This window comes from Pedobacter jejuensis, from assembly GCF_003725795.1.
Lineage (GTDB): Bacteria > Bacteroidota > Bacteroidia > Sphingobacteriales > Sphingobacteriaceae > Pedobacter > Pedobacter jejuensis.
On record NZ_RBEE01000008.1, the window covers coordinates 103842 to 127202 of the forward strand.

At 36.3% G+C, this 23361-nt stretch carries 23 protein-coding genes; 4 read left to right on the forward strand and 19 right to left on the reverse strand.

Annotated features, from left to right (window positions below; all coding sequences use genetic code 11):
* Positions 1-707: 707 nt before the first annotated feature.
* The gene (locus D7004_RS05435; RefSeq protein WP_123204857.1) at positions 708-2288 is read left to right on the forward strand and encodes a peptide chain release factor 3; all 1581 of its coding nucleotides are present in this window, start codon (positions 708-710) and stop codon (positions 2286-2288) included.
* 91 nt (positions 2289-2379) lie between these two features.
* Here D7004_RS05435 and D7004_RS05440 read toward each other — a convergent pair whose 3' ends face one another.
* From D7004_RS05440 to D7004_RS05525, 19 genes are all read right to left on the reverse strand, one after another.
* On the reverse strand, positions 2380-2691 hold the full coding sequence (locus tag D7004_RS05440) for a hypothetical protein (RefSeq protein WP_123204858.1): 312 nt from the start codon (positions 2689-2691) through the stop codon (positions 2380-2382).
* On the reverse strand, positions 2691-2831 hold the full coding sequence (locus tag D7004_RS20585; protein WP_167459422.1) for a hypothetical protein: 141 nt from the start codon (positions 2829-2831) through the stop codon (positions 2691-2693). Before D7004_RS20585 ends, D7004_RS05440 begins: the two co-directional genes overlap by 1 nt.
* Before the next feature lie 232 nt (positions 2832-3063).
* Entirely contained in the window at positions 3064-4317 is a 1254-nt protein-coding gene (locus D7004_RS05445; protein WP_123204859.1) for a pyridoxal phosphate-dependent aminotransferase, read from the reverse strand.
* Between the two features lie 16 nt (positions 4318-4333).
* Complete coding sequence (locus D7004_RS05450) at positions 4334-5095, reverse strand: Fic family protein (protein WP_123204860.1); 762 nt, start codon at positions 5093-5095, stop codon at positions 4334-4336.
* Positions 5096-5254: 159 nt separating this feature from the next.
* A complete protein-coding gene (argH, locus tag D7004_RS05455) occupies positions 5255-6586 on the reverse strand; it encodes an argininosuccinate lyase (protein WP_123204861.1) in 1332 nt (443 codons plus the stop codon).
* Between the two features lie 115 nt (positions 6587-6701).
* Positions 6702-7034: a DUF5615 family PIN-like protein gene (locus tag D7004_RS05460; RefSeq protein WP_123204862.1), complete on the reverse strand. Its 333-nt coding sequence runs from the start codon at positions 7032-7034 to the stop codon at positions 6702-6704.
* Positions 7034-7255, reverse strand: coding sequence for a DUF433 domain-containing protein (locus tag D7004_RS05465; RefSeq protein WP_123204863.1), 222 nt, complete (start codon positions 7253-7255; stop codon positions 7034-7036). The genes D7004_RS05460 and D7004_RS05465 overlap by 1 nt, the downstream gene beginning before the upstream one ends.
* Positions 7256-7416: 161 nt before the next feature.
* Positions 7417-8481: a M20 family metallo-hydrolase gene (locus D7004_RS05470; protein WP_123204864.1), complete on the reverse strand. Its 1065-nt coding sequence runs from the start codon at positions 8479-8481 to the stop codon at positions 7417-7419.
* 119 nt (positions 8482-8600) lie between these two features.
* On the reverse strand, positions 8601-9413 hold the full coding sequence (gene proC, locus D7004_RS05475; RefSeq protein WP_123204865.1) for a pyrroline-5-carboxylate reductase: 813 nt from the start codon (positions 9411-9413) through the stop codon (positions 8601-8603).
* A gap of 394 nt (positions 9414-9807) precedes the next feature.
* On the reverse strand, positions 9808-10638 hold the full coding sequence (gene argB / locus D7004_RS05480) for an acetylglutamate kinase (protein ID WP_123204866.1): 831 nt from the start codon (positions 10636-10638) through the stop codon (positions 9808-9810).
* Positions 10628-11707, reverse strand: coding sequence for a PDDEXK nuclease domain-containing protein (locus D7004_RS05485; protein ID WP_123204867.1), 1080 nt, complete (start codon positions 11705-11707; stop codon positions 10628-10630). The genes argB and D7004_RS05485 overlap by 11 nt, the downstream gene beginning before the upstream one ends.
* An 87-nt stretch (positions 11708-11794) precedes the next feature.
* Positions 11795-12766, reverse strand: coding sequence for a Rossmann-fold NAD(P)-binding domain-containing protein (locus tag D7004_RS05490; RefSeq protein ID WP_123204868.1), 972 nt, complete (start codon positions 12764-12766; stop codon positions 11795-11797).
* Positions 12767-12839: 73 nt separating this feature from the next.
* A complete protein-coding gene (locus tag D7004_RS05495) occupies positions 12840-13199 on the reverse strand; it encodes a four helix bundle protein (RefSeq protein WP_123204869.1) in 360 nt (119 codons plus the stop codon).
* A 125-nt stretch (positions 13200-13324) separates the two neighbouring features.
* A complete protein-coding gene (locus D7004_RS05500) occupies positions 13325-14455 on the reverse strand; it encodes an aspartate aminotransferase family protein (protein WP_123204870.1) in 1131 nt (376 codons plus the stop codon).
* 27 nt (positions 14456-14482) lie between these two features.
* A complete protein-coding gene (locus D7004_RS05505; RefSeq protein WP_123204871.1) occupies positions 14483-14860 on the reverse strand; it encodes a four helix bundle protein in 378 nt (125 codons plus the stop codon).
* A 31-nt stretch (positions 14861-14891) separates the two neighbouring features.
* Positions 14892-15947 (reverse strand): N-acetyl-gamma-glutamyl-phosphate reductase, encoded by a 1056-nt coding sequence (gene argC, locus D7004_RS05510; RefSeq protein ID WP_123204872.1) that lies wholly within the window; start codon positions 15945-15947, stop codon positions 14892-14894.
* On the reverse strand, positions 15925-16275 hold the full coding sequence (locus D7004_RS05515; protein WP_123204873.1) for a cupin domain-containing protein: 351 nt from the start codon (positions 16273-16275) through the stop codon (positions 15925-15927). Before D7004_RS05515 ends, argC begins: the two co-directional genes overlap by 23 nt.
* Positions 16276-16343: 68 nt before the next feature.
* A complete protein-coding gene (gene argG, locus D7004_RS05520) occupies positions 16344-17543 on the reverse strand; it encodes an argininosuccinate synthase (protein WP_208646795.1) in 1200 nt (399 codons plus the stop codon).
* The gene (locus D7004_RS05525) at positions 17540-18241 is read right to left on the reverse strand and encodes a GNAT family N-acetyltransferase (RefSeq protein ID WP_123204875.1); all 702 of its coding nucleotides are present in this window, start codon (positions 18239-18241) and stop codon (positions 17540-17542) included. Before D7004_RS05525 ends, argG begins: the two co-directional genes overlap by 4 nt.
* 571 nt (positions 18242-18812) lie before the next feature.
* On the opposite strand from D7004_RS05525, the gene D7004_RS05530 reads away from it, so the two are divergent.
* The 3 genes from D7004_RS05530 (at position 18813) to D7004_RS05540 (ending at position 23301) form a co-directional block, all read left to right on the forward strand.
* Positions 18813-19523, forward strand: coding sequence for a DUF4397 domain-containing protein (locus tag D7004_RS05530; protein WP_123204876.1), 711 nt, complete (start codon positions 18813-18815; stop codon positions 19521-19523).
* Between the two features lie 220 nt (positions 19524-19743).
* The gene (locus D7004_RS05535; protein ID WP_123204915.1) at positions 19744-22131 is read left to right on the forward strand and encodes a TonB-dependent receptor; all 2388 of its coding nucleotides are present in this window, start codon (positions 19744-19746) and stop codon (positions 22129-22131) included.
* Positions 22132-22140: 9 nt separating this feature from the next.
* Positions 22141-23301, forward strand: coding sequence for a PepSY-associated TM helix domain-containing protein (locus tag D7004_RS05540; protein WP_123204877.1), 1161 nt, complete (start codon positions 22141-22143; stop codon positions 23299-23301).
* The last annotated feature ends 60 nt before the right edge of the window (positions 23302-23361 follow it).

A 23361-nucleotide genomic window follows, 5' to 3' on the forward strand; every position in this document is an offset into this window, starting at 1 on the left:
CAATAAGATTTTTGGTTGCTTTATTTTGAAGGGATATTTAAAGCTAACAATTTTAGCACAAAAATAAGTATGATTTGTAAGATTATCGTTTATATGAAGGTTTTTCGCATCGTTAACTATTAAAATGCGATTCTGATTTCTTGGAAATGAGCGTTCCGTATTTCTTTGGAAAAGCAGTCCTGCCATTCGCTTTATACCGATGAAACCTGTAAAACAAGCAAGCATACCGTAGATTAATAAAAATATGGCCCAGGGTTTAAACCCTGGGCTATTTGGCAACATCGAAACTTCGAGCATGAAAAATTTACAGACTATAGGTTTTAAAAACAATCCAAAGAATTACTGAAGAAGTTATCCAAACCCGACAGAAATGGAAATCCTTTTTATTGCAGAAACCTGAGTTATACTTGCAAATCAGCCGATAGAACAAATGCTTTCAACCATAAAATGACAGGAGTTTAAAAAAGATTGGAATGTATGGCGGGATTGAAGCAACCCAAGAATCACTAGAACTGCTTTTCTTAAAATTATCTCTAAAAATCTTTTATGAACAGAATTATGGTCTCATAGTATTCTCGATTAACCAGTTCAAACAGTTGAGCAAATTTGCTATCTTTGCAGCCAGATGAAACAACACTATTCAAATCTTATCGCAGTTAAATTCCTTTAACCAGGTTTCATCGCCACTTTTTACCCAAAATTTTATTATGCTTAACCCTGAAATAGAAAAACGTAAAACCTTTGCCATTATAAGTCACCCCGATGCAGGCAAAACCACATTAACAGAAAAATTTCTGCTTTTTGGTGGTGCAATTAACACTGCCGGAGCGGTAAAAAGGAATAAAGCGAACCAAAGCAATACTTCCGATTTTATGGAAATTGAGAAACAACGTGGTATCTCGGTAGCAACTTCGGTAATGGGTTTTGAGTATAGCGGCAAGCGGATTAATATTCTGGATACGCCTGGCCACAAGGATTTTGCGGAAGATACGTACCGGACTTTATCGGCTGTGGACAGCGTAATTTTGGTGGTAGATTGTGTGAAGGGTGTAGAGGAACAGACCGAAAAACTGATGTCGGTTTGCCGAATGAGGAATACGCCTGTAATCATTTTCGTTAATAAAATGGACCGTGAGGGTAAAGAAGCTTACGATTTATTGGATGAAATTGAGGAAAAACTGAACATCAGTTTGTGCCCGCTTTCTTGGCCAATTGGGCAAGGACATACCTTTAAAGGCGTTTATAGCATTTACAATAAACACTTAAATTTATTCAATTCGGATAAAACTAAAGTGACGGATTCGGTTGTGGCAGCTAACGATTTAAACGACCCATCATTATTAAATTATTTGAAGGAAAACGAAATAAACACTCTGAAAGATGATGTGGAATTGGTAGATGGGATTTACGGAAAAATTGAGAAAGATTTATATACCGAAGGTTTAGTAGCACCCGTATTTTTTGGCAGTGCGATTAACAATTTCGGGATTAAAGAGCTTTTAGATACGTTTATTGATATTGCTCCTAGTCCGCGACACAGAGAGGCTGAAGAGCGTGATGTGCTGGTGGAAGAGAAAAATTTTAGTGGTTTTGTATTTAAAATTCACGCCAATTTAGACCCAAAACACCGCGATAGAATTGCTTTCTTGCGTATTTGTTCGGGCAAATTTGAGCGAAACAAATTTTATTACCACACCCGCCAGGATAAGAAACTAAAATTTTCGAACCCGATGGATTTTATGGCGAACGAAAAAAGTATTGTGGAAGAGGCTTGGCCAGGTGATGTGGTTGGCTTGTATGATAGTGGCAATTTTAAAATTGGTGATACCTTAACCGAAGGTGAAAAGTTGCAGTTTAAGGGAATTCCGAGTTTCTCTCCGTCTATTTTTAAAGAGGTTGAAAACATGGACCCAATGCGCACCAAGCAGTTGGAAAAAGGCATTGAACAATTAACCGATGAAGGTGTTGCGCAATTATTTGTCATGCAGCCAGGAAACAGAAAAGTAATTGGTGCCGTTGGAGAACTTCAGTTCGAGGTAATTAACTTCCGTTTAGAGCATGAGTATGGTGCAAAATGTCGCTTCCGTACATTGAGTTATACACGTTCGAGCTGGGTAACATCAAGTGATAGAAAGAAGTTAGATGAGTTTGTTAAACGTAAACAACAACACATCGGTTTCGATAAAGAAGCAAATCCTGTTTATTTATCGGATAGTGATTATATGATAAATTTAACGAAACAGGATTATCCTGATATTGATTTCCATAAAACTAGCGAGTTTAAATAACCTAAACCACTAAAGGGGCTTTACAAGCAAAAAAGTCCTATCATCTTTTCAAACTTGATAGGACTTTCTGTATTTATTTAATGGAAAGCATTTAAAATATAATTTCCAATTTCTTAATAAAGTAGTGGTTCTTGTCTGTTATCCCAAAAGAAAAGAACTCTATCCTATCAGATTTAACTTCATAAAATACTGATGAAAGCTTTTTTATTACTGCTTGTCTGATGTTTGGATTGAACTCGGTTTCCTTATAGATTAATGGTGAGTTGCTAATTAATTCAAGAGTTTTAATTGTATTTTTTTTAAAATCTTTTAAAGCTTTATCTCCAAGCCTATCCTTAATTTGAACACAAATTGATTCAAAAGTTTGGAATGCTGTATTTGATATTACTATTGGTAAGCTCATCAAATAATGACAATTTTTTCTTTGAATTCGTCAAATGATAAACTTTTACCAGATTTGATATCTTCCTGCCCCTTTTTAATTCCGGCTATGACATGAGCAGGAAGGGCTTCATCACTATTAATTTCGTAAGGGACTTCCAAAGCTTTTAAAAAGCTTTCAAGGCTTTTTCTTGAATTTTATTTGGATGGACTAGATAAGTTTCCATATTGACTTTGATTTTAAACTAATATACAAATTTAAAAATTATCCTTTTATGATGCTTGCACACATTAACGAATTAAGAAAATATAAATTTAAAAATCTATATTCTCAGAGCTTTAAGGTATTCAATCCTTACAGGTTTTTAAAAACCCGTAAGGATATTTAAATATTTTATTTCAACTTACTAAGTGCAGCTTTAATTCTCGGCAACATGTCTTTAATATCTTGCAAAGTACATGCGCCAACAGATGCCCTAAACCATGGCATACTGTGTTCATTACCAAAAGCAGAAAAAGGAACCAATGCTGCTCCAGCCTCCTTAATTAAGTAGAAGTTTACATCAGCACTATCTTTTAAAAGCTGACCATCTGGCGTAGTTTTTCCGATATAGTCAATTTTAATTGTTAAATAAATGGCACCCATCGGTTCAACTGCATCAACATTAAAGCCTTCATTTTTTAATTCATTAAAGCCATTGTAAAGTGCATTTAAGCTATCTTGAATTTGGCTCTTAAAGTTGGTTAAGAACGTATCAACCTGTGTTTTGTCATTGAAATAATTCGACATGGCAACTTGCTCAGCTTTTGGCGCCCAAGCACCCATGTGTCCAACCAAAGCTTTCATTCTGTTTACAATATCTTCTGGACCAAAACCCCAACCCACACGTACACCAGTTGCTGCCAAACACTTCGAACTGCCATCAACAAAAACAGTAAACTCACGCATTGCAGGACGTAAAGAAACGGGATTTACATGTTCTTTACCAAAAGTAAGCAATGAGTAAATCTGATCGTACATTAAATACAATGGCTTTTCATCCGCTCCACGATATGCGTTTTCTTCCAAAACAACGTCGCAAATTTCTGCAAGAGAATCTGCGTCGAACATGGTTCCTGTTGGATTTAATGGTGAACACAAAGCCAACAAAGTTGCACCTTTTAAATGTGGCTTCAATTGTGCAGCGGTTGGCATAAAATTATGCTCTGCATCAGTTTCTACCGCAATTGCTTTTGCCGAAGTTAAGTGACAATAATGGTTGTTATTCCAAGATGGTGCCGGAAAAACTACGGTATCGCCTGGGTCTATTAGTGCCAGATAAGTTGCGTAAATTAACGGACGAGAACCGCCTGAAACTAAAATGCTGTTGGTATTATATTCCAAACCAAACCTTTCTTTTAATAATTCTGAAACGGTTTCTCTTAATTGCAAAACGCCATCTGCAGGTGGATAATTGGTTTGATTGGCATGGTATGCATCTACAATTCCAGCTTTTAATTCGGTTGGTATTGGGTAGATGTTTGAATCGAAATCACCTATGGTTAAGTTAGCGATTGATGCGCCTTTGCGTTTCATCTCATTAACTTCGTTACCAATTTTTATAATTTCTGAACCAACTAAAGCGCTGGCTAATATTGAAACTTTCATATTTATATTCTTAATTCTACTTCAAGCTATTTGGTAACATCGTTAAAAATGGCAAACAGTTGTTGTAGTTTAGTTCGTAAAAATTTATGCCTAAGTTAATATTTTGATAATACTCAGACTGATGTTCTTTATAATATTTTTCTGATGGAATTTTCCAAAAATTTAATCCGAGTTTATCTGCTAAAAACCACTTTTCGAGTAATCTTGCCGCTCTGCCATTCCCATCTCTAAATGGATGAATATGAGCAAAACGCAGATGAATTAATGAGGCGAAATAAAATACTTCTTCAATAGTTATGGCTGAAGAAAGTAGTTGATTTATTTCCTCGAAGAACTCCTTCATAACTTCTGCAACAAATTCTGCCTCTACTGCTAAATAAACTAATCCTGATTGACCAAAGACACCTACTTTATCGTTTCTATACTTACCTCTTAAACTTGCAATAACCAATTTTTTTGACAGAAGTTTGTGGCACTTTAAAAAATTCTTCTCATTAAGATTGGTTTCTTGAGCCAATTTATAAGCTGAAATCAAATCTTCAATTTCCTGTATTTCTTTTGTAGGCTTAAATTTTTCTTTAGCAAAAGTCAAATTCATGTAGGAATTTAAATCAATAGTATTTCCCTCAATGTTTGAAGAATATACTGCGGATACTTGAGTTTGGTAGCCCAAATCTCCATTTTGTTCAATAAAATCAAATTGGCTGACCAGATTTTCTATATCCTTTCCAATTAAAGCTCGATATTGCTCAAAATATACTTTATCTGTTAGTACCATTAGTCAGAATGATTCTAAATATCTTTTAATGAAAGAGCCTTTCTATTACCTGCTTGCATTGCCTTTATCTCTTTTAAAGCTCGAATAATTTCTGCAACTATATTAGTCTTAATTTTTCTTCTCATCTCATTTAGGATTAAAGTATCTGGCAATATCAATTTATTTAACCAAATCTTCTATTGCTTTATTCACTTTCTCAAAACCAAATTGAGCCAAAATGTTTTCCATTGCTGCAGAAATTTGCTCGTTACAAAGGTTGCCGATGCTCCCCTCGTGTGTATGATGTATTTGGCCTGATGGTGCAAAAGTACCATTTTCAATTTGCTCGCCAACTATTTTATAAGCCTCTCTAAACGGAACGCCTTGTAAAGCCAAATCATTAACAACCTCAACACTAAATAAGTAATCGTACTTTTTATCTTTTAGTATATCATCTTTTATAGTGATGTTTTGGAACATAAAAGTCGCGATTTCAAGACATTCGTTTAATGAAGCAATTGCAGGAAAAAGGTTCTCTTTCAACAACTGCAAATCGCGGTGGTAACCAGATGGCAAATTGGTAATCATCATCGCAATTTCATTGGGCAATGCCTGAATTTTATTACAACGCGAACGAATCAATTCAAAAACATCGGGATTTTTTTTGTGCGGCATAATGCTCGAACCGGTAGTTAATTCTGGTGGGAAACTGATAAAACTGAAATTCTGATTAATGAATAAGCAAACATCCATTGCCATTTTGGCCAAAGTTGCTGCCACGGCACTCATCGCCTGAGCCAAAATTCTTTCTGTCTTTCCACGCCCCATCTGTGCATAAACCACATTATAATTTAAGCTTTCAAAGCCCAATAAATTTGTGGTTAAGGTTCTGTTTAAAGGGAAAGATGAACCATAACCCGCTGCAGAACCCAATGGATTTTTGTTGGTAATCTTCCAAGCCGCAAGCATTAATTCCATATCATCGGCAAGGCTTTCGGCATAAGCACCAAACCACAAACCAAAAGATGATGGCATTGCAATTTGCAAATGGGTATAACCTGGCATCAACTTATCTTTATGTGTATTGCTCAACTCAATCAATTGGTTAAACAATGTTGACGTTTGGTTCACCATATCCTCGATGCACGCACGAAAAAATAGCTTTAAATCGACCAAAACCTGGTCGTTACGGGAACGCCCACTATGAATTTTTTTACCGGCTTCACCGATGCGTTGAGTTAATAGCCATTCTACCTGAGAATGTACATCTTCAACGGTATCTTCGATAATGAAATTACCAGCCTCAATTTCTGCGTAAATATTTTTAAGTTCCTGCTGAACGGTTTTCAATTCATCAGCGGTAAGCAAGTTAATGGTTTCTAACATTTGAGTATGTGCTAAAGAACCCAAAACATCAAATTTTGCCATTTGTAAATCCAATTCGCGGTCTTTCCCAACGGTAAAAGTTTCTACAAATTTATTTACATCTATATTTTTTTGCCAGATTTTCATATTCCTTCTTCGTCATTGCGAGGCACGAAGCAATCCTCTTTGGTTTTAAAAAAATTAATGCTAAACATTTGCAAAATAGATTGCTTCGTGCCTCGCAATGACGACTAACTAAGTATTATTGTATTTCCAAGCAAGAAAACTCATCTTGTTCAATAAAATCATTTATCAATTGTTTTTTCTTTATCAATACTTCTGCAATTCCAAATGTTGTATTGTTTCCGAAACGTAACCAGATTATTTTTGGTGGATGACCGTAAAGATTGGAGAACTCATAGAAATCCGCATCGAAAGTAACAATAACATAATCGTTCTTACCTGCAAAAGTCCATATTTCCTTATCAGATTTGTCCTCTAATCTCAATCGTCTTATTTGGTCGCAAGATGAGAAGCCAGCCTCAAGAATTTTGATGATTCTGTGTAAAATGTTTTGGTCAAATAGCAATTTCACTAGGCAACTCTTATTTTATGCTCCCTATCTGCTGAATAAGCAAGGCACGATAAGACGTCAACTTCAGTAATTTCAGGGAAATCAACCAAAATTTCATTAATACTCATACCGTTGGCCAACCATCCCAAAACGTCGTAAACAGCTATCCTAGTACCCTTAATGCATGGCTTTCCAAATCGTTTGTTAGCATTAATTTCTATGAAATTAGAATAAGTTTTCATAACACAAAGATAAACAATATTATAATGATTTGAATTTAGACGCAAAGGTCGCTAAGTTTTTCGCAAAGCACACAAAGCTATTTTATGGTAGTTTAACCATGTAAGATATATAATAACATATGAAATCAGCATCCAATCCCTCAAACTTACAACCTCTACCTTCAACCTTTAATCACGGGTTTTAGCATATTTACATAACCCTCTATACCTTCGGCAACTTCTTTAACATATAAAAATTCATCAGCCATGTGCGATCGACCAGAAAAACCTGGACCACATTTTACTGATGGAATATCTAATAGAGCTTGGTCTGACGTAGTTGGTGAACCATAAGTTGTTTTACCCAAACTCACGCCAGCTTGTACAACAGGATGATTTTTATCAATCGATGATGGCTTTAAACGGATAGAACGCGGGGTAACATCACAACTCACATTCGCTCTGATAATTTGCAAAACCTCTTCATTTGTGTAGGCATCTGTAACGCGAACATCAACCGTAAAAGTGCAATTTGCTGGCACCACATTGTGTTGAGAGCCTGCATTAATAATGGTAACCGTCATTTTTAGCGAACCAAACACCTCAGAAACTTTCGGGAACTGATAGTTTCTAAACCATTCGATATCTGCCAAAGCTTTGTAAATTGCATTTTCGCCTTCTTCTCGTGCCGCGTGACCAGCCTTACCATGAGCAACGCAATCCAAAACCAACAAACCTCGTTCAGCGATGGCCAAATTCATTTCTGTTGGCTCACCCACAATACCAAATTCCAGTTCTCCTAAATCTGGCAGAACCAATTCCAAACCATTATTGCCAGAGATTTCCTCTTCAGCAGTTGCAGCTAAACAGATGTTATATTTTAAATTTTCCTTGTCAAAATAGTATAAAAACGTGCCGATTAAAGAAACCAAGCAACCACCAGCATCATTACTGCCCAAACCAAAAAGCTTATCGCCTTCAATTGCGGCATCATAAGGGTCGCGGGTGTAGCCAGAATTTGGTTTAACCGTATCATGATGTGAATTTAAAAGCAATGTTGGTTTACTTGCATCAAAATGTTTGTTGTAAGCCCAAACATTATTCATTTTACGGTGGGTTTTAATCCCCCTCTCCTCCAAAAACTGAGCGATTAAATTAGCTGTCTTATCCTCCTCTTTACTAAAAGATTGGATGCGAATCAGCTGACGCAACAAATCCAGACATTCCTTTTGTATATTTTCTATCATAGTATCAAATACTGAGTATCAAGTATCAAGACATTGTCCAAAATCCACATTGCCTCAAAAAATTTAAACTATTGGTTCGGCACATTTTCCATTTTACCTCTTCCATTTTACATAGATTGTTAACCTTCTTTTGTATATAAATTCCCTGCCTTTAAAGCCGAAAGTTTGATTCCTTTTATCAGTGATGAACTAAAGCCGTTATGTTCCATTTCGTTTAAACCGGCAATGGTACAACCTTTTGGCGAAGTTACTTTATCTATTTCTGATTCTGGATGAGTGCCATGCAATAAAAGCAAATCTGCCGCACCTTTTGCCGTTTGCACTGCCATTTTTAAAGCCTCATCTGCATGAAAACCGATTTCTACTCCACCTTGGGAGGCTGCTCTGATTGCCCTTAAAAAGAAGGCAATTCCGCAGGCACAAAGTGCTGTAGCAGAAGTCATTAAATCTTCATTAATTTTCACAACCGAACCCACCGTTTCAAACATTCTAGTCACGTCGGCAATATTTTCTGCCGATGCATTATCGCTAGCCATACAAGTCATTGATTGGCCAATCGCAATCGCCGTATTTGGCATTACCCTAACCACTTCAACATCATCACCCAATTTCTCACGAACCGCAGCACAACTTACCCCAGAAATCACCGAAATAACCAAGTGTTTTGTAGCATTAATCGACGGTTGAATTTCGTCTAAAACCGTGTTTAATTGTTGAGGCAATACCGCCAGAATTACAACATCAGCAGCGGCTACGGCCTGTTTATTATCACTACTCACTATAAATCCTGCATCAGCGAAAGATTTTAAATTATCGATATTTCTTCGGGTTAGCGTAATGTCGGCAGCTTGCGCAAAGTCGGCCTTCACCAATCCCTTTGCTAAAGAAATTCCAATATTTCCAGAACCTATAATTGCTATTTTTTTTGTCATGATTAGAATATTTTCCTTCGGATTAATTACACCGATTATATGATTTCACAGATTTACAATGTTTTAAAGAGCATAATCGTTTTACGAAAAGCAATTTTTGGAATACTATTTTATGTTAGTCCTGCTATTCGTTACAAGTTTTGTTTGGTCTTCGACAAGCTCAGACTGACAAACAAAAGCTTTTCACTGCTATCAGGTTTAAATTGCAAATACAGTAGCAATCGGTTCCTTTTCATTTCAGTAGCCAATAACTTTCGCGTTATTTGTTCCACCAAGGCAAAAGTTCACAATATCTATTTTCTTGAAGTTTTTGGTGTCTTTGTGGTAATTATTTACGTTATACTATTTATGCTCATCGCAAAGACCTCCAACCATAGACCTTTAACCTTCTATCTTATTTCAACATTTTAGTTCCAAAAGTTCCATTTGCAAGTTCATTTAATTCATCGGCTTTGCCAATATAAACCGCTGATACACCTTTTTTAATCGCCTCGAAAGCATTATGCAATTTAGGAATCATCCCACCTTGAACGGTTCCATCAGCTTTCAGACCCTCAAATTCAGCGGCTTTAATTTCCCTCACAACGGATGCATCATCATTTACATCTTTCAAAACACCCTTTTTCTCAAAGCAATATACCAAACGCGTTTCATAAAGTGAAGACATGGCCACCGCAACCGATGATGCAATGGTATCGGCATTGGTATTTAGCAGTTGAGTAGCTCCATCATGCGTAATTGCACACAAAACAGGAACCAATCCTGCTTTAAGCAAACTATCTATCATTTCAGCCGAAACAGAGTTATCATCTAAATCTCCTACGAAACCATAATCAATTTCTGCCCCCTCTAAATCTCCCCCTGATGGGGAAACTTTAATGATTGGTCGCTTTTTAGCTTTGATAATATTTCCATCTGCACCAGTTAAACCAATGGCATTACTACCTTTTGCTTGTAACTGAGCAACCATGTTTTTATTAATCAAACCGGCATAAACCATCGTAACGATGCGCAAAGTTTCAATATCGGTTATTCTTCGCCCTTCTACCATCTTGGTCTCAATACCCAAACTTTCGCCCAGCTCTGTTGCAATTTTTCCGCCACCATGAACCAAGATTTTATCACCCGGTAAAGCAGTAAAATCTATCAAAAATTCATGTAACTTTTCAGAATTATCTATTACGTTTCCGCCGATTTTGATGATGGTAAGTTGTTTATTGTTCATTTCTATAAAAAATTTCAGAGAGTTGATGCAATTTTTCTGCTAGCAGTTTTTTATCAATCAACTTGGTTTCATAATCGGCTATTAATGCTGGGGAAATATTTCTGGAAAGGGCATATTCTACCACCTCTTCATCCTTACCTTTGCACAATAAAATACCAATACTCGGGTTTTCATGTGGTCTTTTTACATCTCTATCCAGTGCCTCCAGATAAAAATTTAGTTTACCTAAAAATTCTGGTTGAAATTCCTCAATTTTTAATTCAAATAAAACCATGCATTGTAAATCTCGATGATAAAAAAGTAAATCGGTGTAATAATCTTTATTACCAACTTGCAACCTATATTCGCTGCCCATGTAAGTAAAACCTTTGCCCATTTCTAAAATAAAATTTTGAAGATTTTTAATTAGAGCATGTTGTAAATCATCTTCAGAATGTATTTCAGGCAATGCCAGGAACTCAAAGACATATGGGTCTTTAAAAATTCCAGTTGGTAATTTTGAAGTTATTGCATTACTAAATTTATTTCCGAGCATCGTTCGCTCGATGGCAGCTGAATTTAACTGGCGCTCGAGTTCTCGTTTAGATAGCTTCTCGTTTAAACATTGATTGAGATAAAATAATTTCTCTTCAATACTTTTTGTTTTTGATAATATTAATAAATGGTGTGTCCAGCTAATTTTCGATAATATCTTATCACAAAATCTTTGAACCAGATTTTCCATTTGTGTCACCACTGGTGACACTTTTTCGTTACTCAATTGTGTCATCAGTGGTGACACAATTTCTTCATCGCTGTAAACTTCATAGAATTGTTTCATTCTATAAAGTCCGCGACGGTTAAACCCTTTTAATAAAGGCTGCTTTTCGGTAATGAAATCTGCTAAATCATTTACAGTTCCATCGCCCCAATTACCTAACGAAACTTTTTCTGATACAATTTTACCAATATTAAAATACAACAACACCAATTCGGCATTTGCCTTACTGTAAACCCTGTTACGGGCTTCAGTAATAAGCAGAATTACCTGCTCAAAATCTGATGAAATATTTTTAATTGGTTTAGGCATTGTTACAATTTTTCTTTTGAACGGTGTTATAGGTTCAAGGTTTAAGCATCCAGCCCGGCAACTCACAACTGGTAACTCACCACAGATTTACATTTTCTCCAGCATTGCCTTAATCACCGCTTGCGCAGCCCACAATCGGTTTCCCGCTTCATGAATAACTAAAGAATTCGGTCCATCTAAAATTTCGGAAGATAATTCCAAATCACGGCGAACTGGCAAGCAATGCATCACTTTAGCATCATTAGTCAGTTTTAATTTTTCATTATTCATCATCCAGCCATCTGGATAATTTAACACCTTACCATAATCTTTATAGCTACTCCAATTCTTCACATAAACGTAATCAGCACCAGCTAAAGCTTCATCTAAATTATGTTCAATAGTAGCTCCAGTTGTAAATTGTTCTGCTAGTTCATAGCCTGCAGGATGAGCAATTTTAAAATCAATCAATCCTTCTTCTTGGGCTTTGCACATCCATTCGGCAAAAGAATTTGGAACCGCCTGTGGTAAAGCTTTAACATGTGGCGCCCAAGCTAAAACTACCTTTGGTTTTGAATCAACAGGTTTATTCGTCCAAGTTTCCACTATCGTAGTAATATCAGCGAAACTTTGCAGCGGGTGGCGAGTAGCACTTTCTAAACTTACGACAGGAACAGCACAATATTTTACAAATTTATTAAAGAAATCTTCGCTGTAATCTTCCTCACGGTTGTTCAATTTGGGAAAAGAACGTAATCCTAAAATATCACAATACTGCCCCATCACCGCGGCAGCTTCACGAATATGCTCAACTGTTGAACCATTCATGACCACGCCATCCTGCGTTTCTAAAGCCCAACCTTCTTTATCCAGATTCATCACCATCACATTCATACCCAAATTGAGCGCTGCTTTTTGAGTGCTTAAACGGGTACGCAAACTTGGATTCATAAAAACCAACCCTAAAGTTTTGTTTTTACCCAATTCTTGATATGCATAGGGATTCGCCTTTAATTCAAGCGCATCTTTTACAAATTGTTTGATGCTTGGAACATCATGTACGGAAGTGAAAAGTTTCATTTTTTAAAGCTTAAAGACTAAAGTTAAAGGCTGAAAGCTTCCTGCCAATGCAAAAAACAGACCCAGACCTTAGTCAATTATTTCTTAAACGTTTCAGCAAGCCAATCAGCATTGCTTTAACCTCGTTTGTTTTATTATTTACCTCTTTATACTTTTCTTCATTCAAGTATCTCAAATCTTTTGCGAGTAAACAAGCATATTCAATTTCGTGACAAGAGCCTAATGCCATGTCTAAGAACTTAGCAAAATCCATTGCAGAATTTCTTCCAGCTCCTTCGACAATATTTAAAGGGACCGAATATGCAGCCCTTTTAACTTGGCTATGCAAATCATACTTTTCTGATGATGGGAACAATGGAAGGATATCTGAATAAACAAATAGCACCATCAAGTGAGCTTTCTTCCAAACTTCTAATTTTTGATAATCTCTCATTTTCGTTTAAACTTAGTGTTTAGCAACAGACAAAGTCTTTGCAATTGAAAATAGGGATTCCTCTAATTTAGTTCTTTACCATCATAATTGCTAACTGCAACCTCCTTTCAGCTTTAAGCTTTAAGCTACTTTACTAACTTTCCAAAAGCTGCCAAAAATTCATCAGCATGTGCTCTAGTTAAATTCAAGGCTGGCAATAAACGAATTACATTTGGTTTAGCCTCGCCTGTGAAAATGAAATGTTTAAATAACAATTCCTTTTTTACATGTGCTAATTCCTCTGGTAATTCAATTCCAATCATTAATCCGCGACCACGAACTTCTCTTACCTGCTCAAATTTTTTCAGTTCTGTGATTAAATAATCCCCAACTTCTTCTGCATTTTTCATCAGGCTATCTCTTTCCATTACCTCTAAAACGGCCAAAGCGGCTGCACAAGCTAAATGGTTGCCACCGAAAGTAGTACCCAATTCACCATGCCATGGTTTAAATTTTGGTGCAATAGAAATTCCGGATACGGGAAATCCATTTCCCATTCCCTTCGCCATGGTGTAAACATCAGCTTCTACACCAGCATAATCGTGGGCATAAAACAAACCAGTTCTGCCATAACCACATTGAACTGAATCGGCAATGTAAACTGCATTGTATTCATCGCAAAGCGAGCGAATTTTTTGTAAGAAACTTTTTGAGGCTTCTTTAATTCCACCAACGCCCTGAATACCTTCAATAATTACGGCTGAAATATCATTTCCCTGTGCTTTGAAAGTTTCTTCCAAAGCAACTTCATTGTTAAAAGGCAAGAAAATTACATTTTCAGTTTGGTTAACTGGTGCAACAATTTTTGGATTATCGGTAACGGCAACCGCTAAAGAAGTACGTCCGTGGAAAGCACCCGTAAAAGCGATGACTTTCTTTCTGCCATTATAGAAAGATGCCAATTTAAGGGCGTTTTCGTTCGCCTCAGCACCAGAGTTTACTAAAAACAGCTGGAAATCTTTTTTACCAGAAACCTGACCCAATTTCTCTGCAAGCTGAACCTGCAAAGGAATTTTAACTGAATTGGAGTAAAAGCCAACTTTGCTTAACTGGTCGGTTAAGCGACTTACATAATGCGGGTTGGTGTGACCAATTGAAATCACAGCATGACCGCCATATAAATCTAAATATTTTTGTTCGTTAGCATCCCAAACATTGCTGCCAGATGCTCTAGTTATTTCTATATCGTTAAGTGGGTAAACGTCGAATAGTTGCATTGTATTTTAAGTTATAAGTAGTACGTTTTAAGTTGTAGGTTTGGAAGCAGATTTACTTCTCACTCTTCCAATCAAGCTGATAAGCATTGCCTTAACTTCATTAATACTGTTTGATAAAATTGAAAACTGTTCTTGGGTTAAATAATCTAAATCTTTAGATAAAATCAAAAAATATTCTGTTTCATTAGCCGAACCTAAAGATATATTTAAAAAATTAGCTAAATCTGCTTGGGTATTTTTACCACATCCTTCTGCGATATTAGCTGGGATTGATGAAGCAGCCCTCCGGAGTTGATTTGTCAAACTATACACCTCTTCTTTGGGAAAATTTGCACTAACTCTATAAATACTAAGTGTAATTTGATGCGCTTTTTCCCACACTTTTAATTCTTTGAAATTTTGCATACACTTATTACTTAAAACTTATAACGTACAACTAAAAATAAGCCGCTTTCAACTTCAACCCTGCCGTTTCTTCCAATCCAAACATTAAGTTCATATTTTGAACCGCTTGTCCGCTGGCGCCTTTGAGCAGGTTATCGATAATGCTGATGATGAATAAATTGTTACCATGTTTTTCTAAATGAACCAGCGCTTTGTTCGTATTAACAACCTGCTTTAAATCAATGTTATTCCGGCTCACATGCGTAAAAGGATGCGTACTGTAATAGTCCTCGTAAATGCTTTGAGCCTCCTCTAAAGTTAAATCACTTTCTAAATATGTTGCTGCTAAAATACCTCGAGTAAAAGCACCACGTTGTGGGATGAAACTCAAAGCATCTATCGGCAATGGCTGCAATTGCAATAAACTTTCTCCGATTTCATTCAAATGTTGATGCTCAAAAGCTTTGTAAATGGAAAGATTATTATTTCTCCAGCTAAAATGAGATGTTTTTGATAAGCTTTGTCCGGCGCCGGTTGAACCAGTTGTTGCATTAATATGAACTTCGCTTTTTATCAAACCTTTTGCAGCTAAAGGCAATAAACCTAACTGAATACAAGTTGCGAAGCATCCTGGGTTAGCAATGTTTTTTGCTGATTCTATTGCATCATGATTTAGCTCAGGCAAACCATAAATAAAAGCCCCACCCCGACCCTCCCCAGAAGGGAGGGAGTTGGCCTTTAACCTAAAATCCTGAGATAAATCGATGATTTTGATGTTTTCATTTATTGAATTTGCTGCTAAAAATTTCTTTGCATTGCCATGGCCAACGCATAAAAAAAGTACAGCCCCCTCCAAACCTCCCCCAGAAGGTGAGGCTTCAAAAAGCCCATCAAAATTTACACTATCTGTAAAGCGCAAATCTGTATCGCCAATTAAATCAGTATGCACATCAGAAATTAAATTTCCTGCGTTACTGGTACTATTAACGAAAGCAATTTCAACATTTGGATGGTTAACCAAAATACGGAGCATTTCGCCACCTGTGTATCCGGCACCGCCAATTATACCTGCTTTTATTTTTTTACTATTCACAGTCTGTTCTATCATTTTGTGTTGATGGATAAGAGAAAAGTATAAATTCTAAATCTTGATTTGTTTCATTCGAGATTTTATGTTTGTCGCCTGCCTTAATCTTCAGTCCAGTATTTGCGTTGACTAAAACGCTTTCGCCTTCAATTAAAAATTTTGCCTGTCCTTTCAAAATATAAAAAAACTGCTCTGCATAAGTATGATAATGTAATTTCTCAGCAGTTTGAGCAGGCATTAATTCTTGTTTAATTGCAGCCTCAGGTTTACTTACAAAATTCCATCCATCACAACTATCACCCCATTTGTAATGGCTTAAACAATTTTCTTTTGAAAGGATTTCTATCATATTTTATTGATGGTCCTTCGACAAGCTCAGGATGACAACGTGGAAGGAAAGCTTTCCCCTTTAGTCTTTTAGCTTTTTGCTTCTTCTCCGTTAACTTTATGCCAAATCATTACCTGGTTGCCAAATATTTTAGAGAAACCTTTTACATCTTCTCCGCTCCAGGCGTTATTCATTTCGCCGTAGCTGCCAAATTTATTGCTCATCAAATCATGATTAGATTCAATACCGATAATTTGGAAACGGTAAGGCAATAATTCGATGAAAACTTTACCGCTAACCATTTTCTGGGTATCGGTTAGAAAAGCTTCAATATTCCGCATAATTGGGTCGTGGAATTGACCTTCGTGTAGCCAGTTGCCATAGAAAGAAGACAATTGTTCTTTCCAGCTTAACTGCCACTTGGTTAAAGTATGTTTTTCTAAAGTATGGTGTGCTTTTATAATTAAAACCGGTGCCGCAGCCTCAAAACCCACTCGACCTTTAATACCGATAATCGTATCTCCAACATGAATATCTCTACCTATGCCAAAAGGTTGCGCAATGGCTTGTAATTTCTGAATTGCTCTAACAGGCTCCAAAGTTTCACCATCAATGGCTACCAATTCGCCTTTTTCAAAAGTCAGTTCAATTTTACGAGATTCCGTTTCCGAAACCTGAGTTGGCCAAGCGCTTTCTGGTAATGTTTCGTTCGATGTTAAAGTTTCTTTTCCACCTACCGAGGTTCCCCATAGGCCTTTGTTGATTGAATATCTTGCTTTCTCCGCACTATATTCTACACCATGTTTCGCTAAATATTCTATTTCCGCTTCGCGGGATAATTTTAAATCTCTAATCGGAGTAATGATTTCAACTTCTGGAATTAGGATGTTAAAAATCATATCGAAGCGAACCTGGTCGTTACCCGCACCTGTACTTCCGTGAGCAACGTAATCAGCACCAACTTTTTTAACGTAGTTTGCAATTGCCGTAGCCTGACTTACACGCTCTGCACTAACAGAAAGCGGATAAGTAGCATTTTTTAATACGTTACCAAAAATTAAATATTTAATACATTCTTTATAATAACTTTCAGTTTCATCAACTACAGCGTGAGAGGCTACACCCAAAGCATAAGCACGTTTTTCAATTTCTTGTAATTCTTCTTCAGAAAAACCACCCGTATTTACAATTACAGAATGAACTTCCAAATTGCGGTCTTTTGCTAAATGGATGCAACAAAATGAGGTGTCAAGACCTCCGCTAAATGCTAAAACAACTTTCTTCATCATTTATGAAATAAAAGGGTAAGTAAAAATAAAAGGGATTTTAAGCCCGTTTTTGGCTTAGGTTTTACAACCAAACGTTGCTTAATGCGCATAAAGCGCTCGTATAACTTGGGTTTCCGTTGTAACTCTTCTGCAAATTTTTTGGCTGCATCGTGTTTTTGAGTGGCTGGGTCGTAAAGCATAGCGGTACACATGCAATTTTTACGCTCCTTCATTTTCAAAATTTCGAAATTTACACAGCTTTGGCATCCTTTCCAAAACTCTTCATCCTGCGTTAACTCAGAATAAGTAACCGGTTCGTAACCTAAATCAGAGTTGATTTTCATTACCGCCAAACCAGTGGTTAAACCAAAAATTTTCGCCTTCGGATATAATTTTCTAGAGAGTTCGAAAACATGCTCTTTAATAGCATGGGCCAAACCCGCTTTTCTATATTCAGGAGAAACAATCAAACCAGAATTAGCCACAAATTGACCATGGCTCCAGGTTTCGATATAGCAAAAGCCAGCCCAGGAGCCATCTTTATGAAAGGCGATAACAGCTTTACCTTCCTTCATTTTATTGGCAACATATTCTGGCGAACGTTTTGCAATACCAGTTCCACGAGCTTTTGCAGATTCTGCCATTTCAGTAACAATCTGCTCTGCAAAGACATGATGCTCAGCAATGGCTACTTGTACTATAAATTCATTAATATCCATTCGTTTTCTAACGAAAAATTAAGGTATTCTTGTTAATTGGGTTTTTAGAGAGGATCAATTCCTCATAAGTATTAGTAAGATGTACTAAATACGCGGCGTAAAATTTTGCCGACTTAAGGGATAATAGAAAACAGGCTGAAAACGATTAATAAACAAACTCTTCGCAGCAATGTGTATTGCTGTAAATGCAGAAAGTTTATGTAAAAATTGTTTTATCATCCGTTGCGTATTAAAACGACTTTAACTCTATTGAGGTGCAAAGGTTTAAATAAAAATCGAGTTACACAATGTTTTTTAATTTTTTTAAAAATTAATACAAATCTGTGAAGTAAAAACACTCAAATAATTTACGTTTTAAAATCCCTATTTATTGCAGTTCTTAGGATCTAGTATGTGTACAAATTCACATCAACTAATTATTGTTAAAAAAACCCTTAAAACTTTAACATCCGCTTAACAACATTTAACATCCTCCAAAGTCCTTTAAACACAATATTTGTAGAGCTGTAGCGAATGCTTTCCTGCAGTCGTTTTAATTGCAATCAATAATAAATCAAATCCCAACTTAGTTATGCAAAAATCTACAAACTCCTTTTTTCGAAAATCAAATTTTTATTCATTAGCGATATTGCTTATGGTGGCCATCATCAGCTCATGTGGTAAAACTGATGCTATAGATACAACTATTTCCTATTTACGGGTGGTAAATTCATCTCCAGGCTTGGCAACCTATAATGTATATTTAAATGGTAGCGCAATAAACTCAGCTTCATTACCTTTTGCGGGTGCTTTGGCCTATACTTCAAAAACTGCAGGAACGTATAGCTTAAAGTTTACATCTGGCAGCAACACAGAAAGTTTGTTGACGAAAGATGTTGCCTTAAATCAAAACACTAGATATTCTTATTATTTGATTAACAAGCCTGGCCAATTGGATGGTTTATTAATTGGCGATGATTTAAGTATGCCAGCAACAGATAAAGCTTACATCCGTTTCATCAATTTATCGCCAGATGCACCAGCGCTTGACCTGTTTAAAACCTCAACAACAACATCTTACGCAACAAACAAAGCTTTTAAAGCTGCTAGCGGATTTATTGCTGTTGATGCAGGAACCTATTCATTGGATGCGAAAGATACCACAACGGGTTCGGTAAAAACAACGATAACCGACGCCGTATTCGTAGCCGGATATCATTACGATGTGATTTGCGGTGGGTTAGTTAATCCTGCTAATGATACTGAAAGACCAATTGGTTTACACGTATTAACCATCAAATAAAACCCTTAATCCAAAAATTGCAATAGTTAGGATTGTCCTTTAATTGGGATAATCCTTTTTTTTTCATTTTTCATTCAAAAGATTTGATTATTCATATTTCTTGAATTGGACATATTGTATTTTTTACACACCTTATTTAGAATTATTCAAAATAATTTGGATTATAAATTTTTGCGCCGTTATTTTGCAGCAGTTTAGAATTAATCCAAATAAATTTAAGATGCATAAAATCGTACCTATTAGCTTTACGTTTCTACTCTCCCTTTTTTGTTTAACAACATTTGCACAACAACTTGCAACCATAAAGGGAACAATAACAACATCAAATGGCAAACCTGCCGCTTACATCTCAGTAGGTTTGAAAGGAAATGGCAATGGAACAACTACCGATGACAATGGAAAATTTACCATCCATCGCATTAAACCCGGAACATACACTATTAAAGCATCAGCAGTGGGCATAAATGCTTCCGAAAAATCGGTTACGCTCTTGGCTGGTGAGAATAAAACAATTGACTTTGTTTTATCAGAAAATGACCAGGCTTTAGAAGAAGTTACCGTAGCCGGAAAAAATAACAGGTATAAAATAAGTCTTCCATCAGCATCTTTAAGGCTAAATGAGCCACTTTTAGAAGCTCCTCAAAATATTCAAACCGTAAGTGATCAGGTTATAAAAGATCAACAGATTATTAGCATGAGTGATGGCTTAATCAGGAATGTGAGTGGAGCGGTAAGGGTTGAGCACTGGGGAGACATGTACACGAATATAACGATGCGTGGATCGCAAATTCAAGCAATGCGAAACGGTTTTAATGTGGTTTCATCTTTTTGGGGACCATTAACCGAGGACATGAGTTTTGTTGACCATATAGAATTTGTTAAAGGTCCGGCAGGTTTTATGTTAGGTAACGGCGACCCGAGTGGTTTATACAACGTGGTTACAAAAAAACCTACAGGCTTTAACCGTGGAGAAGTATCCTTTACCTTGGGCAGTTATGATTTATACAGGACAACAATAGATTTCGACCATAAATTAACAAGTGATGGCAAATTGCTTTTCAGGTTAAATGGAGCGGTTCAAAACAAGGGTTCGTTTCGTCCTTATGAGCAAAATGACCGCTACAGCATAGCACCGGTTCTAAGCTATCAAATAACAGATAAAACTAAAATTACGGCTGAATATACTTTTCAAAATGCAAAAATGACCGAGGTTGGTTCATATTATATCTTCTCGCCCAATGGTTATGCAACCTATCCAAGAGAATTAACAATGACACAGCCAGGTTTGCCAGCAACAAGAATTAACGACCAAAGCTTGTTTTTAAATTTACAACACAGCTTTGATGATAACTGGAAAATGACCGCACAAGCAGCCTATTTTAATTACGATCAAGTTGGTATGAGTTCATGGCCATCGGCAGTAAATACAAACGGAACCGTGATTAGAAATGTTGGTATTTGGGATGCAGCCAGCAGTATGAAACTTGCACAATTGTTTATTAACGGACAGGTTAAAACTGGTGGCATAAACCATCGAATTTTAGCAGGCTTTGACGGAGGTAATAAAAACTATATGGCAGATTGGGGTCAATCTCATAATTTAGATTTACCAACTTCTCCATTCGATTTAAATAATCCCAACTATGGTTTTCCATCAAATGGTTATCCAAACTTCGATCGAATTACTTCATTGGAGCAAAGAGCAATTAATGCAGGCGGATTAATGGATTCGAAATATTTAAGTGCTTATGCTCAAGATGAATTGGGTTTTTTCAACAATAAAGTACGTTTAACATTAGCAGGAAGATATACTTATGTAAGCCAATCGGCTTTTGGAGCAGCAGCAGATAAAGCCAAAAAAGTTACACCTCGCGTAGGCTTAAGTGTTTCTATAGATAAAAACACGGCAATTTATGCTGTGCGTGATGAAGCCTTCACACCTCAAAGCGGCCTGGTTAGAGATGGCGGTAAAGTTGAGCCAATTACTGGTACAAATAATGAAATTGGAATTAAAAAAGATTGGTTTGATGGAAAATGGAATACAACACTATCGGCATACAGAATTCTTAAACAAAATGAACTAACAGCCGATCCAACAAATACGCCAGGGCAAAATTTTAATGTTGTTTTGGGCGAAAAAAGATCGCAAGGAATTGAGTTTGATTTAAGAGGAAAAATAACTGATGGATTAACTTTAATCGCAAATTATGCTTATACAGACTCTAAAGTTACCGAAGTTACACCAGGTGTTACAGGCATTAATGTTGGCGATGTTGTACCTGGTTTTGCCAAACATGTATCTAATGCCTGGTTAACCTATACTTTGCAAAAAGGCATGCTTAAAGGTTCGGGTATTTCTGCCGGATTTACATATCTAGCCGACCGTGCAACAGATACTTGGAGCGTTGGATTACAGAAATTACCAAATTATTTTAAACTAGATGGTGGGTTATTTTATGAACGTTCTAAGTTTAGAATTACTGGAAATGCTTTCAATATTCTAGATAAATACTTATTCAGCGGTTCATACTATCAATGGTTAAATGCCTATTACTACCAGGCAGAAGCACCTCGAAATTACAGAGTAAGTATTGCATACAAATTTTAATCAGCTTACATGTCTGAAAAGAAAAAAAACAAAACCTTTAAATATTGGGTAGGAAGAATACACTTATGGCTCGGATTAATTTCCGGGCTATTTGTGTGCTTTTTAGGAATTACAGGCTGTATTTTGGCTTTTGAAAGAGAAATTGAAAACGTTTCTCAACCTTATAGAAATTTAGCAGTGCAAAACAAAGCTTTACTGCCTCCAACACTGCTAAAGCAAATTGCTGATAAAGCTTTACCCAACAAAAAAGCCCACAGCATTAATTACCAACCAGGCAAAACTGCTCAGGTAGTTTACTATAATTTCGATCCTGAATATTACTATATCGTATTTGTAAATCAATACACTGGCGAAGTGGTAAAAGTTAAAAACATGAATGATGATTTTTTCAGGATTGTGATAATGGGACATTATTATTTATGGCTGCCCCCAGCAATTGGGCAGCCAATTTTAACTAGTGCTACTTTAATTTTTGTATTACTACTTATATCCGGCTTGATATTGTGGTGGCCAAAAAATAAAGCGGCTTCTAAACAACGATTTACGGTAAAGTGGAACGCTAAATGGAGAAGAGTGAACTATGATTTTCACAATGTTCTAGGCTTTTACATTACCTGGGTAATAATATTTATCGCATTAACCGGAATGGTTATGGGCTTTCAATGGTTTGCTAAATCAGTCTATTTTGTAAGCTCTGGCGGTAAATCGCTAATAGAATTTAAAGAAACCTATTCTGATACAACCAGAAATGCAAAACTTGCCATCAATACATCAGCTGCAGATAAAATTTGGTTGGGTTACTTAAAAGCCGACCCTGAATTTAAAGGTAGTTTGGATGTCCATGTTCCTGAAAATGAAAAAGCTTCGATAGAAATTGCTAAAAACCCCGACCCAGAAACTTATTGGAAATCGGATTACCGATATTTCGATCAGCATACATTAAAGGAGATTGAAGTTAACCATGCTTATGGAAAATTAAAAAACACCACGGTAGCCGATAAAATTTATAGGATGAATTACGACATACATGTTGGTTCTATTGCTGGTTTAACAGGAAAAGTTATCGCCTTTTTTGCAAGTTTAATTGCCGCAAGTATGCCAATTACGGGTGTATTAATATGGATTGGCAGAAGTAAAAAGAAGAAGAAAGCCGCAGCAAACGCTTTTTAAATCGATGTAGATTTATCAACAAATTCGAAATTTTTGCTCACTGAAATTGAAGATAATGTC